15 protein-coding genes are annotated in these 14281 nt (G+C 70.5%); 6 read left to right on the top strand and 9 right to left on the bottom strand.

The window, feature by feature from the left end:
- Positions 1-2 precede the first annotated feature (2 nt).
- Positions 3-737: a response regulator transcription factor gene (locus ACQ3HE_RS00455; RefSeq protein ID WP_430890855.1), complete on the bottom strand. Its 735-nt coding sequence runs from the start codon at positions 735-737 to the stop codon at positions 3-5.
- A 104-nt stretch (positions 738-841) separates the two neighbouring features.
- On the opposite strand from ACQ3HE_RS00455, the gene ACQ3HE_RS00450 reads away from it, so the two are divergent.
- Complete coding sequence (locus ACQ3HE_RS00450; RefSeq protein ID WP_159878890.1) at positions 842-2056, top strand: sensor histidine kinase; 1215 nt, start codon at positions 842-844, stop codon at positions 2054-2056.
- Positions 2057-2062: 6 nt separating this feature from the next.
- On the opposite strand, the gene ACQ3HE_RS00445 is transcribed toward ACQ3HE_RS00450, so the two are convergent.
- Complete coding sequence (locus ACQ3HE_RS00445) at positions 2063-3112, bottom strand: LLM class flavin-dependent oxidoreductase (protein WP_159878892.1); 1050 nt, start codon at positions 3110-3112, stop codon at positions 2063-2065.
- A gap of 197 nt (positions 3113-3309) precedes the next feature.
- On the opposite strand from ACQ3HE_RS00445, the gene ACQ3HE_RS00440 reads away from it, so the two are divergent.
- The gene (locus ACQ3HE_RS00440; RefSeq protein WP_191941149.1) at positions 3310-3771 is read left to right on the top strand and encodes a DUF3817 domain-containing protein; all 462 of its coding nucleotides are present in this window, start codon (positions 3310-3312) and stop codon (positions 3769-3771) included.
- A gap of 41 nt (positions 3772-3812) precedes the next feature.
- On the opposite strand, the gene ACQ3HE_RS00435 is transcribed toward ACQ3HE_RS00440, so the two are convergent.
- Entirely contained in the window at positions 3813-4586 is a 774-nt protein-coding gene (locus ACQ3HE_RS00435; RefSeq protein WP_430890853.1) for an alpha/beta hydrolase, read from the bottom strand.
- Positions 4587-4746: 160 nt separating this feature from the next.
- Here ACQ3HE_RS00435 and ACQ3HE_RS00430 point away from each other — a divergent pair, with 160 nt between their 5' ends.
- Complete coding sequence (locus ACQ3HE_RS00430; protein ID WP_236555474.1) at positions 4747-5745, top strand: NAD(+)/NADH kinase; 999 nt, start codon at positions 4747-4749, stop codon at positions 5743-5745.
- A gap of 43 nt (positions 5746-5788) precedes the next feature.
- On the opposite strand, the gene ACQ3HE_RS00425 is transcribed toward ACQ3HE_RS00430, so the two are convergent.
- Complete coding sequence (locus ACQ3HE_RS00425) at positions 5789-6628, bottom strand: siderophore-interacting protein (protein ID WP_159878898.1); 840 nt, start codon at positions 6626-6628, stop codon at positions 5789-5791.
- Positions 6629-6695: 67 nt separating this feature from the next.
- Here ACQ3HE_RS00425 and ACQ3HE_RS00420 point away from each other — a divergent pair, with 67 nt between their 5' ends.
- Positions 6696-7094 (top strand): hypothetical protein, encoded by a 399-nt coding sequence (locus tag ACQ3HE_RS00420; protein WP_159878900.1) that lies wholly within the window; start codon positions 6696-6698, stop codon positions 7092-7094.
- Between the two features lie 66 nt (positions 7095-7160).
- Here the strand turns inward: ACQ3HE_RS00420 and ACQ3HE_RS00415 are convergent, their stop codons facing one another.
- The 4 genes from ACQ3HE_RS00415 to ACQ3HE_RS00400 form a co-directional block, all read right to left on the bottom strand.
- A complete protein-coding gene (locus ACQ3HE_RS00415) occupies positions 7161-7676 on the bottom strand; it encodes a CarD family transcriptional regulator (protein WP_064296128.1) in 516 nt (171 codons plus the stop codon).
- 65 nt (positions 7677-7741) lie between these two features.
- Positions 7742-8467, bottom strand: a complete 726-nt coding sequence (locus ACQ3HE_RS00410) for a TetR/AcrR family transcriptional regulator (protein ID WP_430890851.1) — start codon at positions 8465-8467, stop codon at positions 7742-7744.
- A 252-nt stretch (positions 8468-8719) separates the two neighbouring features.
- Positions 8720-9991, bottom strand: a complete 1272-nt coding sequence (locus tag ACQ3HE_RS00405) for an HNH endonuclease signature motif containing protein (protein WP_430890849.1) — start codon at positions 9989-9991, stop codon at positions 8720-8722.
- 494 nt (positions 9992-10485) lie between these two features.
- A complete protein-coding gene (locus tag ACQ3HE_RS00400) occupies positions 10486-10908 on the bottom strand; it encodes a VOC family protein (RefSeq protein WP_194718772.1) in 423 nt (140 codons plus the stop codon).
- A gap of 139 nt (positions 10909-11047) precedes the next feature.
- On the opposite strand from ACQ3HE_RS00400, the gene ACQ3HE_RS00395 reads away from it, so the two are divergent.
- A complete protein-coding gene (locus ACQ3HE_RS00395; RefSeq protein ID WP_430890847.1) occupies positions 11048-12280 on the top strand; it encodes a glycosyltransferase in 1233 nt (410 codons plus the stop codon).
- Positions 12277-13044 carry a PIG-L family deacetylase gene (locus ACQ3HE_RS00390; protein WP_430890845.1) on the top strand — a complete coding sequence of 256 codons (768 nt, stop codon included), beginning with the start codon at positions 12277-12279 and terminating at the stop codon, positions 13042-13044. The genes ACQ3HE_RS00395 and ACQ3HE_RS00390 overlap by 4 nt, the downstream gene beginning before the upstream one ends.
- On the opposite strand, the gene ACQ3HE_RS00385 is transcribed toward ACQ3HE_RS00390, so the two are convergent.
- Positions 13041-14264 (bottom strand): MFS transporter, encoded by a 1224-nt coding sequence (locus tag ACQ3HE_RS00385; RefSeq protein ID WP_079706054.1) that lies wholly within the window; start codon positions 14262-14264, stop codon positions 13041-13043. The genes ACQ3HE_RS00390 and ACQ3HE_RS00385 overlap by 4 nt on opposite strands.
- Between the last annotated feature and the right edge of the window lie 17 nt (positions 14265-14281).

Genomic DNA, 14281 nt, shown 5'->3' with positions numbered 1-14281 from the left:
CGTCAGGACAAGCGGCCGGATTCGGCGAGGAGGGCGAGGACGGCCGAGACCCGTGGGTTGCTCGAGGTGTCGTGCTCGATCCCGAGTGCGGCGTAGATCGCCGTGAGGTGGTTCTGGACGGACTTCTCCGCGATCCCGAGCCTGGTCGCGATCCCCGTGTTCGAACGACCGGTCGCGAGCAGCTGCAGCACGGCGTACTGCCGGTCGGTGAGCGACTCGAGACTCGATCCCGCCCTGGGCCGGGTCCGGTCGATGAGTTCGGGATCGAGCATCGTCTCGCCACGTGCGGAGACCCGGATGGCCTCGAGGAGGATCTCGCGCGTGAGCGACGAGGTCTTCGACAGGTAGCTCCACCCGTCGCGGACGTCCGCCGGCATCTCGAGCAGCATGTCCATGAGGTCGTAGGCGGACAGCAGGACGACACCGAGGCCGGGTTGCGCCCGGCGGAGGGAGACGCCGAGGCTCACCCCGTTGCCGTCGGGCAGCTCGATGTCCATGGTCAGCACGTCCACCGTTCCCGGGAGGAACAGCCTGCGGGCCTCGGCGACCGTACCGGCACGCCCGACGAACTCCACGCCTGGCGCCCCGTCGAGCAGCTCGGCGAGCATGCCGCCGAGCAGCGGCTGATCCTCGATCACCCCGACACGCAGCGGCCTGGTGGTCGCGGCGTCCGTCGTCGCGTCACCGACCGTGGACAGCTCGGCGGGCGAAGGGTCGGAGTGCGACTGGTGGTGCATGTTCCGAGTATCCCGGATCGACCGGGGAACGACCGAGGGGGAAGCTCCCGACCGACCGCACGTCGATGTCGGCGGTGGCGCGCACGGCAGGTCAGAATGGAGCCATGACCCAGGAGGCCCGGACCCCTCGCGCTGAGCGCTGGAGCGACAGCCGGGCGTTCATCACGGCCAGCGGCGCCATGGCCGCGGTCTTCGGACTCGCCGTGTCGTTCCAGAGCGTCTACATCTACACCTGGGTCGCCCCGGGCGGGACGCGTGGCATGCTCGCCGAACGGGTCACCGCGAACCTCGTCTCGTTGAGCGCGGCGATCCTCGTGCTCGCACTCCTGCTGTGGTCGAGGTGGGGCCCGTCGCTCCACGAATGGTGGCGCCCCAAGGTGCTCGCGGGCGTCCTCCTTGTGGCGATGCTGACGGGGCTGCTGCGAAGCGGACTCCAGCTCCTGCTGGGCGTGTACCGCGACCCGAGCCTGCAGACGGTCCTCGTCGAAGCCGGAACGACGACGCTCGCCCTGGCGGTCTGCGCGACGTTCGGGTTCAGCCTCAGTGCCGCCCGGCGACGCGCCCGCGAGGAGGAGCGCGCGCACGCCGATCAGCGACACCGGGCCGACCTCGCCCTCCAGTCCCTGCAGGGTGAGGAGCTGCGGGTGAAGCGGGAGGTCGCAGAAGGCCTGCACGGCACCCTGCAGCAGCACCTCGTCCTCATCAGCGCCCAGCTCGCATCCGTCACCACGGCCCTCGAGCAGGGCGGCCCGGACGTCGGGTCGGATGCGGCCAGGACCCTGCGGTCGCTCGGCGAGGAACTCCGCACCGTGCGCGAGCGCGACGTGCGCGAACTCAGCCGGCTCCTGTCACCGCCGCTGCTCGAGGTCGGGATCGCACCGAGCATCCGCGCGATCCTGCAACGGCTCCCCCCGTCGATCACCACCAGTCTCGACGTCTCTCCGGAATTCCGGCTGCTCGACGACCCGATCGACAACGTCTTCACGACCGCGGAGCGCGCGGTCGTCGTCCGCACGCTCGAGGAGGCCGTGACGAACGCACTGACCCACGGGGCGGCCGACCGACTCGTCGTGGACCTCCGGGTCTCGTCGCCCGCCACCGAGCGGCGAGGGACGATGGCGGGCGCCGTCGAGCTGCGCGTCGTCGACAACGGCTCCGGTCTCCGCGACGACGCCGAACCGTCCGGCGGCCTGCTGCAGCTGGATCGACGGGCCGGCGCCTTCGGCGGCTCCCTCAGGGTCGGCCCGGCAACCGACGACGAGACCGGCGGCACCGTCCTGACCCTGACGATGCCCTACCGCGCGCCGGCCATCCGCTGAGCCGGATCAGGCGGCCGAGGTCTCGGCGAGCAGTTCGCGGACGCGAGGGACGACCGCGGACCCGTACAGACCGATGCTGTCCATGAGGTGCTCGTGCGACAGCGAACCGTTGCTGATCTTCAGATCCACGCGGGACAGCCCCAAGCCGTCGACCGCGGTCGCGACCTTCCGTGCGACCGTCTCGGGCGAACCGACGAACAGCGCACCCTCCGGGCCGGCCTCCTGCTCGAAGTGCCCGCGCGTCATCGGGCTCCAGCCCCGCTCGCGGCCGATCCGGTCCATCATCGCCCGGTAGTGCGGCCAGAGCTGCTCCTGCGCGAGCTCATCGGTCTCGGCGATGTGGGCAGGCGAGTGCATGCCGACGGGCTGGGTCGGCAGCTGGAACTGCGCGAGTGCGCGGTGGTAGAGGTCGACGAAGGGGGCGAACCGCAGCGGCCCACCGCCGATCACGGCCAGCATCATCGGCAGGCCGTATCGAGCGGTCCGCACGACCGACTCGGGGCTTCCGCCGACACCGACCCACGTCTTCAGCTTCCCGTGCTCCACCCGGGGGTAGACCGACTGCTCCCGGAGCGGCGCGCGCGTCTTGCCCGACCAGGTGACCGGTTCCTGCTCGAGGAGGGCGACGAACAGCTCGAGCTTCTCCTCGAAGAGCTCCTCGTACTGCGACAGCTCGTACCCGAAGAGCGGGAACGACTCGGTGAAGGATCCGCGGCCCAGGATGGCCTCGGCCCGCCCTCCGGAGATGCCGTCGAGCGTCGCGAACCGCTGGTAGACGCGCACCGGGTCGTCGGAGCTCAGCACCGTGACAGCGGATCCGAGATGGATGCGCTCGGTGCGGGCCGCGATCGCCGCCAGCACGACCTCGGGTGACGAGACCGCGAAGTCCTCGCGGTGGTGCTCCCCCACGCCGATGAAGTCGAGGCCGACCGCCTCAGCGTGGACGCCCTGCTCCACGACGTTGCGCAGGACCTGCGCCTGGGACAGTGGCGCGCCGTCGGCGTCGACCGTGACGTCACCGAAGGTGTCGATGCCGAACTCGAGGGGTGTGGTCATGGGGTTCTCCAACGTCGTGTGGCTCGCCGCGAGCTGTCACGGCGATTGTATGTGTTTGCATACATATCGGTGAACCCCGTCACTGCGACGGGTATTCCCGATCCACCCAGGGTGGCAGAACCGGACGCCGGCTGGGAGCGCCTTCTCAGCCGTCCCTGGCAAGCTGGAAGACCTGCACCCCGAGCCTTGGAGCCCCTGTGTCGCCGCGCCGCCTCTTCCGCCTGATCGCGATCGCCGAGGCGATCACCTGGACCCTGCTCATCATCGGGATGATCCTCAAGTACGTCACGAAGACGACCGACCTCGGCGTGAGCATCGGTGGCGCGCTGCACGGCTTCGTGTTCCTCGTGTACGGCGCGACGGTCCTGCTCATCGGGATCAACCAGCGCTGGCCCATCGGCACGATCCTCGCGGGCCTCGTGAGCGCCGTCGTCCCGTACGCGACCATCCCCTTCGACCTCTGGGCGGACCGCACCGGCCGACTCGACGGGGCGTGGCGCCGCGAGGCGGGCGCCGACCCGCGCGACCAGCGCGTGCTCGACCGCCTGACGCGCTGGCTCGTCCGACACCCGATCCTGCTCGTGGTCGTCGGCGGCCTCGTGGTCGTCGCCGTCTTCACGGCCCTGCTCGTCGTCGGGCCGCCGGTCCCGAAGGGCTGATCGTCAGGGTCCCTGCGGACCGCCGGGGCCAACCCCTACGCTCAGCCGAGCAGCTCGACCAGATCCCGCGTGATCTCGGAGCGGGCCTCATCGGTGGAGATCGTCGCCGTACCGTCGCCGGGCTGCACCCCGTAGTCACCGAAGCTCGCGTGGTTCGCCCCCTCGATCTCGATCATCGTCGCGTCAGCGGGCAACCGGACGCGCGCGTCGGCGACCTTCTCCGGGGTACTCAGTCCGTCGTCGCTCCCCGCGAGGCTCAGCACCTCGAGGGCCGAGCCGGAGAGATCGTTCGCGCAGTAACTCCCGAACAGGACGAGACCCGTCACCGCGGGATCCTCCGCGAGCTGGCAGGCGCGCACCCCACCGAGTGAGTGGCCACCGACGAACCAGGTGTCGACGTCCGGGGCGGCGGCGGTGAACGTCTCCAGCGGCCGTTGGTCGAAGAACGCCAGGTTCAGCGTCGGCTTCGTGATGACCACGGTCACGCCGGCCTCCTCGACGACGCCGGACAGCTTGAACAGGTAGGCGTAGGGGTCGACCTTCGCGCCGGGGATGAAGACGAGACCGGTACCGGAGGCCGGACGCTCGGCGTCCGCGGTCGGGGCGAGGACCACCGCGTCGCCGACGTCGGTGACGGAGACCGCCGGGTTCTCCCACACCGCGAGTGCGGCGGGACGGGTGCCCTGCATGACGATCTGGGTCCAGACGACGAACCCGAGGACGACGACGAGCACCGCACAGAGGATTCCGATGAGGATCGGCTTCAGCCGCCCCGCCCGCCGTGGTCGGCCAGGGTGCTCGGTCACATCGCTCATGTCGTTCCTCCACGCTCGGCGCGCCGCGAGGATCACGGCGGACCGGCTCCCTCCAGTATCCCAAACCCGGTCGGGCGCGCGTCGGTCGCGAGCCACGCTGCTGCCCGCTGGGCGCTCGAGTCCCGGTCGCGCTGTCAGGCGATCGGCCTATGCTCGACGGGTGACCACCACTCGCACGAAGCACCCCACCGGGCCGTCGATGACGATCGGCCTCATCACGCACCCGACGAAGAACATCGACGACTCCGTCCGCATCCTCCGCTCATGGCAGCTCGAACACGGCGCGCGCCTCGTCGGACTCCGCGCCGAGGCCAACCGGCTCGGCGACGACGTCGAACTGCTCGACGAGGACGCCTTCGCGTCGTCGGTCGACGTCGCCGTGGCGATGGGCGGCGACGGCACGATGCTCGGGGCGATGCGGCTGCTCGCCGGCCGGTCCGCACCGGTGCTCGGCGTCAACTACGGCAACGTCGGCTTCCTCGTGGAGGTCGAACCGGCCGCACTCGCGGAGGCGCTCCAACGGGTCAGCGACAACGAGTTCTCCCTCGAACCGCACCACGGCCTCGAGGTGACGATCACCACCGGCGAGCAGGTCGCCCATCTCCTCGCCTTCAACGACGTCTCCATCGCCCGGCGCCCGGGAACCGGCGTGGTCATGGCCGACCTCGCCGTGGACGGCACCGCCTACGGGTACTTCAAAGCCGATGCGATCGTGATCGCCACCCCGACCGGATCGACCGCCTACAACTACGCGGCCGGCGGACCGGTGCTCTCCCCCGCCGTCGCCGCCACCGTCGTGACGCCGGTCGCCCCGATGTCGGGCATCGACCGCTCCTTCATCCTCGGGCCGGCGGAGCGCCTGCAGTTCTCGATCGGGACGGCGACCAAGCAGGCCGCCGTCGAGATCGACGGCCAGGTCCTCGCCGATGTTGCAAGTGGCGCGGTCGTGACCGTCCGGCTCGTGCGCGACGCAGCCAACGTCGTCCGTCTCGACCCGAGCCGGCACTCGCGCAAGGGCCGGATGAAACTCAGCCTGCTCGACCTCCCGTTGCGGCGCGATCAGCTGCTCGACCTCGTTCCACCGGACATCCGCGCGCGCGTCGAGCGTCCGTCGCGGGTCCGCCGGACGCGGAGCAAGCCGGCCGACCCCTCGCACTGAGTCCCGCGCCCGCCCGCAGCGCGGCGCCGGGGCGGGGCGGGCGTCACGACGTCGGCAGGACGACCCCGATCGGTTCGCGCTTCTCCGCCTGGAAGCGGTCCTCCGTGCGTCCGTAGGCCCAGTACCCGGACAGTGACAGCTGGGAGCGGTCGAGCCCTCGTTGGGTGAGGAACACCTCGCGCAACGCCTTCATCGACTCCCGCTCGCCGTGGGCGAAGACCTGCACGCGTCCGTCGGGCCACGGGTGTCCGCTGATGGCGGTCGCGAGGAGCGCAGCCGTCGATTCGTCGCGGGCCGCACGGCCGACCCAGATGAGCTGCACCCCGGCCGGGTGGTCGAGGTCGACGAGGTCGTCCCGCCCACCGATCTCGAGGAACGCGAGCCCCGTCGCATCCGCCGGGAGTGCCTCGAGGGCGGCGGCGATCGCGGGGATCGCCGACTCGTCGCCCGCGAAGAGGTGCCAGTCGGCGGTCGGGTCGGGCCGGTAGGCACCGCCGGGGCCGGCGAGCACGACGCGGTCTCCCGGCTGAGCGGCAGCGGCCCACGGGCCGGCGATCCCCTCATCGCCGTGCACCACGAAGTCGATGTCCATGGTGCCCGCCGCCTGGTCCACGCGTCGCACCGTGTAGGTGCGGGTGACCGGGAGGTCGGCGGGCGCCAGCGTCTCACGGAGCGCCGCGAGGTCGTACGGCGGCTCAAGGCCGAGTTCGGGCTTGGCGAAGGAGATCTTCACGTAGCTGTCGGTGGCGTCCTTGGGCTGGAAGTCGGCGAAGCCGGGACCGCCGAGGGTGAGGCGCACGAGGTGCGGTGTGACCCAGGAACTGCGGACCACCTCGAGGATGATCTGTGGACGTGGGGCTCGAGGTCGCGGTGTCGTCGTCATGATTGTCTCCATTCTGCCGCCCATCGGACGGTCTCGGCATCCCCGATCCCGCTGTCATACTTGAGGGATGGCTACGACCGCAGGCTGGTATCCGCACCCCGACGACCCGACGAAGGAACTCCACTTCGACGGCGAGACCTGGGGCGACTCGAGGGTGCTGCGGTTCCAGCGGGACAAGCCGTCGCAGGCCGAAGCCGCCGGCTGGTACCCGCACCCGACCGACGAGGAACGCCAGGTCCACTTCGACGGACGAGCGTGGACGGACACGCGGGTGTTGCAGCTCAGCGGCGGCGCTTCCGGTGACGGTGGGCAGGCGCCGGTCTACGTGTCGCCCGCAGAACTGCCGGCACCGGAACGCGAGAGCCGTGCCTGGACGGTCACCAAGGCCGCCCTGTCGTTCGGTCCGATCATCGCCATCGCGGTCGTCGGCGTGCTGGCGATCGTGAGTGGCAACACCGGGAACTGAGGCGCCCTCCACGACGACGAGGAGCGCCCCGCCGAACCGGCGGGGCGCTCCTCGTGTACATGGGTCCTACTTGGCGGCGACGGCCTCGGGGGTCGCGATCGACGAGGCGAGCACCTCGTCGAGGCCCGCGGACGCCTCTTCGTCCGTCATCGACTGCGCGAGCGCGAGTTCGGAGACGAGCACCTGGCGCGCCTTCTGGAGCATGCGCTTCTCGCCGGCCGACACGCCGCTGTCCTGGTCGCGACGCCACAGGTCGCGGACGACCTCGCCGACGCGGTGGACGTTACCACTGGCCATCTTCTCCTGGTTGGCCTTGTACCGACGCGACCAGTTGCCGGGCTCCTCGACGAACGGCTCGCGGAGCACGCCGTAGACGGCCTGGACGCCGTCGTGGTCGATGACGTCGCGCACACCGACGAGGTCGGCGTTCGCGATCGGCAGCTTGATGGTGAGCTCGGACGTGTGCACGCGAAGCGTCATGACGTCCTGCTCGACACCCTTGATCGTCACCTTCGACAACTCGGTGATGGTGACCGCTCCGTGGTGCGGGTAGACCAGGGTCTCTCCAACGATGAACTGCATGGTTCCTCTTCTCTTCTCAGGTCGTCACCGGTACTCGCGCACCGGCGTCGTCGTGCTCCGGCGGTTCAGCGGCCGGATGGTTCGGGGGTCGGTGGTGGCGGTGACGCGCCGACGGGACGTTCGTCGAGCAGCCAGGCGGGCAGCAGGGCGACCAGGGCTTCGACCAGTTCGTCGTCCGAGACGTCGATGCGTCCGCGGCGCCAGCCGTCGACGAGGGAGAGCGTGCCACCGGCGACATAGGCTGAGACCAGGCCCACCGGGATGCCGACCGGGACCTCGGTGCGCTCGAGCAGCGAGCCGATGAGGTGGTCGGCGTGCTCGCCGACGAGGTCGTCGAACGCACTGCGGGCGACGGGGAGCTCGAGCACGCTCGAGTAGAGCGGTGCGTCTTCGAGGAGCTGGGCGACGAGGCGTCGGTAGGCTTCGCGGGCGCGCTCAGCGCTGCCCAGCGACTCCCCGGCGGGACGCACCGAGACACCGGACGCGGCAAGGCCGGCGAACTGCACCCGCAGGTAGGCCGCGGTGAGGTCGTCGAGGCTGGAGAAGTGTGCGTAGAACGAGCTGCGGCTGATGCCGGCGACCCGGACGATGTCGCCGACGGACACGCGTTCCGGCCGACCGGCGAGGATGGTGGCGACGGCGTCGAAGATCGTCTGCCTGGTGCGCTCGGCACGTGGGTCGCCCGTCACCCGGAGGACGGGAGCGAAGCGCTCGACGCGCGACGGCGGAGCGGGACGTTCAGTGGTGGACTGCTCGACACCGAGGGCGGGAACTCCTGATGTGCGAGGCATTCCCACCAGTGTACCACGACTTCTCGGACAGCTGTCCGAGACAGGTGTCGGCTCGGGGACCGAAGCAGTGCGGACAGACGTTTCCCGGTCACTGAGCTTGTCGAAGTGCCCACGAAGAACCCTTCGACAGGCTCAGGGACCGAAACGTTCACGGTGAACTTCTTCCGGTCACTGAGCTTCTCGAAGTGCCCACGAGGAACCCTTCGACACTTCGACAAGCTCAGTGCGGCGCAGCCCAGGGGCCGGAAACGGTCAGAACGGTGCGGGATCCGGTTCGGTCCGATACCGCTTCCCGTCGGGTGTCGTCCAGTCGAGGACCCCGCCCGGCCGATGCTCGAGGTCCCATCCGGGGAGATGCTTCATCCGGTGGTGATGTCGACACAGGCAGGCGAGATTGCCGACATCTGTTGCGCCGCCGTCCTGCCAGGCGACCGAATGGTCGAGATCGCAGGCCCTGGCTCGCCTGCCGCCGCCGGGTGCGCGACAGGTGCCGTCCCGGAGGCGCACCGCGCGTTGCAGGTCGGCCGGAACCCGGTACTGGTTGCGGCTGACGGAGAGGATCGCGCCGGTTTCGGGTTGGATGAGGATCCGGGTGAAGCTGGGCGCGTTGACCGCGATACGTGCTGCGGTCTCCGGGTCGATCGGGCCGTAGCCGTCGAGGGTGGCCGGGGCGTCGCTGACACCGGCCATGCTCAGCGCCGGGACGGCGATCTGCACCGTGGGCTTGATGTGTTCCTGCACTTCGATCGGGTGCGGGAGCACTGGGCTCGACATGACGTCGTCCGGGGTCACTCCGGTGAGCGCGAGCGCCGCGAGGGCATCTGCCTGCAGCTGAGCGCACGTGCGGGTGTCACCGGCCTTGCGCGATTCCGCGGCAGCCGCCTCGATCCGCTCGATGATGCCTTGCGCGATGGGTGCGGTGGTGAAGAGGTGCACCCATGCCATGCCGTCGGCTGCGGGTTCGAACTCGACCCGGCGGTCAGCCTCGGAGCGGACGGCGCGGGCGGTGATGGATTCGGGGAGGAGACGCTCCCGCAGGACGCGGGCTCGGTTCTTGAGGCCTGCGGCGGTCATGCGCTCCGCCTCTGGCAGGACCTGGTCGAGAAACGCTGCCCGTCCGGCGGTCGGGACGTCACAGAGCTGGTCGGTGATCACCTGCGCATGCCGCGCCGAGATCCGGCCGGCCTCCAGGGACGCCAGCACAGCCGGTGCGTCATTCACCAGACGTTCGGCGTCGTTCGTCGCAAGCTGGACCGTCCGCTCCGGCATCCGGGTCGCCATCGCGAGGGCCGCACACGTTGACCGGCGTGAGAGCGCCTGACGTTCAGCCGGCGGGAAGATCGCCGGGACCGTGGCGTCCGCGAACGCGTCGGCGTAGGCGGCGGAGCGGGCGAGGAGGCGCGCCTTCCGCGCGTCCAGGACGGCCTGCTGCCGGTGGAGCTCCGCCCACTCGTCCGAGAATTCAGCCAGCTGCGCGGCGTACTCGTCGCCAGCGCGGATCGCGGCTGGCGTGGTCTCGGTCATGGAACAAGTCCACCATGGACCACTGACATTCCAGATGGTAAGTGGTCCCGGTTGTGGAAGTCCCTCGTGTGCCCTTCGACAGGCTCAGGGACCGGAAGAGGTTACTCAGGGACCGGGAGAGGATCACCGGAGCAGGAGGTTGCTCGTGTGCCCTTCGACAGGCTCAGGGACCGGAAGAGGTTACTCAGGGACCGGAAGAGGTTACTCAGGGACCGGGAGAGGATCACCGGAGCAGGAGGTTGCTCGTGAGCCCTTCGACAGGGTCAGGGACCGGAAGAGAGATACCGGCTTCGCGGGGTCTCTGGCGCGCCCTTCGACAGGCTCAGGGACCGGAGAGGGTTGCTCGGCGAACGGAGTGAATGCGAGTGCACCTCTCCCGGTCACTGAGCCTGTCGAAGTGCCTACGTGGGCCCTTCGACAAGCTCAGGGACCGAGCGCCTTTCGGGCAGACCGCTCCCCCTCGCCGGGCTTGTCCAGGTGGAAGGGTTCCCCGGCTACGCGGCTGCCGGCGCGGCGATGTTCACCATCCAAGCGACCCCGAAGCGGTCCTGCACCATGCCGAAGGAGTCGCCCCAGGGGGCCACGCTCAGCGGCTGCTGGACGGTGCCGCCATCCGAGAGCCGCTCGAAGTACTCGCGGAGTCGGGCCTCGTCGGTGTCCGGCCCGCTCAGCGACATCGAGAAGTTGCTGCCCTCGCGATAGTCCATGTGCTTCGGGGTGTCCGACGCCATGAAGACCACACCAGCATCACCCGTGAGCTGGGCGTGCATGACCAGATCCAGCTCGTCCGGTTCGACCTCGGCACCGAAGTCACGGAAGGTCGAGAGCAGCAGCTCGCCGCCGAAGACCCCCTGATAGAACTCCATCGCCTCGCGGGCTGTCCCGCGGAAGCCGAGGTACGGGTTGAGCGTCGTCATGATCGTCCCTTTCGCCTGGGCGGGCGCATCGTCGCGCTCGTCTCGCGATCATTCTCACGCTCCGGCGTCGGATGCGCGAGCACGTTCCGGTGTCTCCGTCACGAGGGGCCGGGACGCCCACGGCTACTAGGCTCGTCTGGTGCCCTCGCAACCCCAGCCCCTCCGCATCGCGATGATCTCGCTCCACACCAGTCCCGGTGACGAGCCGGGTTCCGGTGATGCCGGCGGGATGAACGTCGTGGTCCGTCATCAGGCCGTCGCGATGGGCGCAGCGGGCCACGAGGTCGACGTCATCACCCGGCGGTCTTCGGCCGACCAGCCGTCCGCCGCCTCCCTCGCCCCCGGCGTGACCCTGCGCTTCCTCGACGCCGGTCCCGTCGAGCCGGTCGCGAAGGGTCGGCACGAGGAGTTCGTCGAGGACTTCCGCTCGGAACTCGCCCGACTGCCGCGATACGACGTCCTACACGCCCACCACTGGTTCTCCGGCATGGCCGCACTCCCCCTCGCGCGGGAACTGGGGATCCCGCACGTGCAGAGCTTCCACAGCATCGCCGCCGAGTCCACCACGCCGCTCTCGCACGGCGAGCGCGCCGAGTCCCCCGGGCGCCTGGCCGGCGAGGCACGGCTCGCCGCGGAGTCGGACGCAGTCGTCGCGATCAGCGCGGCCGAGGCCGACACCGCGATCACCCGGCTCGGAGCCCGCCCCGATCGGGTGTCGATCGTGCCACCCGGTGTCGACGGGACGCTGTTCCACCCGCTCGACGGTCCTCGTGCAGGTCGTCCGACCGCGGTGGTCGCCGGTCGCCTGCACCCGCTGAAGGGCTTCGACCTCGCCATCGAGACCATCGCCGCGGTCGCGCCCGAGCTCCGCCCCGAACTCGTCATCGCCGGGGACGTCTCGGTCGACTACGACCGCTACGCCGAGGAACTCGCCGCCCTCGCCCGCGACCTCGGCGTCGCCGACGACGTCCGATTCGTCGGGCCGCAGTCGCGCGTCGGGCTCGCCACGCTGTTCCGCGAGAGCTCGCTCGTGCTCGTCCCCTCCCATTCGGAGACGTACGGTCTCGTCGCACTGGAAGCCGCGGCGAGCGGCGTGCCCACCGTCGTGGCGGCCTCGGGCGGCTTGCGGGAGGCCGTCGTCGACGGTGAGACGGGCATCGTCATCGACTCCCGTGACCCGCAGGTCTGGGGTGCGGCCGTCTCGTCCATCCTCGGCGACCCGGAGCGCCTCGCGCAGCTCGGTTCGGCAGCGCGACGTCGGGCAGAACGGTTCGACTGGCAGCGCTCGGGCGACGCCCTCGTCGACGTCTACCGGACCCTGCTCGACACCACTCCGGCCGCCGCCTCCGCTCCGGCGACCTCCGTCTCGTGAACCGCGGACTCCTCCCGCTCGTCGACAGCGGGCGCACCGTCCTGTTCGCACACGCGCACCCCGATGACGAGACGCTCGCCTCGGGTGCGCTCATCGCCGAGCTCGTCGACAAGGGGGCTCGCGTCGCCCTCGTGACGGCCACGCGAGGCGAGCGCGGCGAGGTCGTCGACGGCCCGCTCCGGTCCCTCGCCGGCTCCGCTGCACTCGCGTCCCACCGCGAGTCGGAGCTCGCCGCCGCCTGCCGGACGCTCGGCGTGGCCGAGCAGTTCTGGTTGGGGACGGGTCCGGCGGCCCGGCCGGGGACGTCGACGCGGTACGTGGACTCTGGCATGCGGTGGGTGCGCGAGGGACTCGCCGGCCCCGCTGACGACGTCTCCCCCGGCGCGTTCTCACTCGCTCCGCTCGACTTCGTCGCCGACGACCTCGTCGCGCTCATCGGACACGTCTCGCCGGACCTGGTGATCAGCTACGACCACGGTGGCGGGTACGGGCACCCGGACCACCTCCGCATGCACGAGGCCGCGATCGTCGCGGCGCGGAGGAGCGGGGTGCCGTTCGCGGAACTCGTGCACCACCGCACCGACCTGGAACCGTTGGGCGACGACGCCGTGTGGTTCCCACTCGATCACCGCCTCCCGATCGTCGCCGCGGCACTCGCGGAACACGCCAGCCAGCTGACGGTCGACGGCGAGCAGCTCGTGCACTCCGGCGGTCAGCGCGAGGGCATCACCACCTCGGTGGGTCTGCGACTCCGGTCCCGCTAGGTGGTCGCCGGCTGGTTCCGGTGCTCCCGCGGCATGCGGGCCGCGAGCACGGGGACGAGCAGCATGAGCACGACCGCGGAACCGAAGGCCGCGGGGAACGAGAAGGCGTCGAGCAGTGCGCCGGCGACCAGCGGGCCGACGATGGCGCCGAGATCGGACGTCGCCTGGAAGACCGCGACGGCCCGGCCTCCCCGACCACCCGCGGCGTCTCCGACGGCAGCCGCCGGAGCAGTCCCGAGGAAGGCCGCCGCGACGCCGTAGACGCACAGGGCGACGACGAGCAGCCAGAGCTCACCGACGAACGGCATGGCGAGCAGCGCCCCTGCCGCGACCGGGAATGCGACGAGCATCGCGGGTCGTCGCCCGACGGTGTCGACGAAGCGGCCGGCGGGACCGAGCGCGAGCGTCTGGGCGACAGCGGCGATCGCGAAGGCGATCCCGGTCCAGGCGGCCTCCTCGTGGAGCGCCTCCACCACGAGGACCGGCACGAGTGCGCCACGGACGCCCATCGACGCCCATCCGTTCGCGAAGTTCGCGAGGAGCGCCGCCTGGTACCGGCGATCGGCGAGGACGGTGCGGAACGGCTCGGCCTGCGTGGCGGTCTCGACCGGCGCGGCGATCCGACTGCCGCGCAGCATCACGAGTCCGAGGACGCCGGCGACCGCGAGGGTCCCGGCGTAGAAGAAGAAGGGTGCCGTGAGCGAGATGGTCGCGAGCAGGCCACCGACGGCCGGTCCGGCCATGCCGCCGACGAGGAACCCGCCCTGGTAGAACCCGACCGCCCGTCCACGACGGTGCGGTGGGGTGGTGCGCAGCAGCAGTGTCATCGCGGCGACGGAGAACATCGCCGACCCGATACCTCCGACCCCGCGGAGCAGGAGTAGCTGCGGATAGTCCGCCGCGAGCCCGACGAGCGCGCTCGACACCGCGACGATCCCGATGCCGGTGGCCAGCACCACCCGCTCGCCGATCCGATCGACGAGCGCACCCACGAACGGGTTCGCGATGAGCCGCATGAGCGCGAAGACCGAAACGACCGCCCCGACCTCGAGGTAGCCGACGCCGAAACTCCGCACGTACACGGGCAGGACCGGGATCACGACACCGAACCCGAGCATCACGAAGAACGCGACACCGCCGAGGACGAGGACCTCGCGGCCGAGGGGCTCACGAGGAACGGCTCCCGCTCCGCCTGGACGACGGAACGGGAGCCGGATCATGCTCTCAGGGTATCGGT

Source organism: Plantibacter auratus (genome assembly GCF_050587365.1).
GTDB classification, from domain to species: domain Bacteria; phylum Actinomycetota; class Actinomycetes; order Actinomycetales; family Microbacteriaceae; genus Plantibacter; species Plantibacter auratus.
This window is presented reverse-complemented; position numbering and strand designations above follow the sequence as displayed.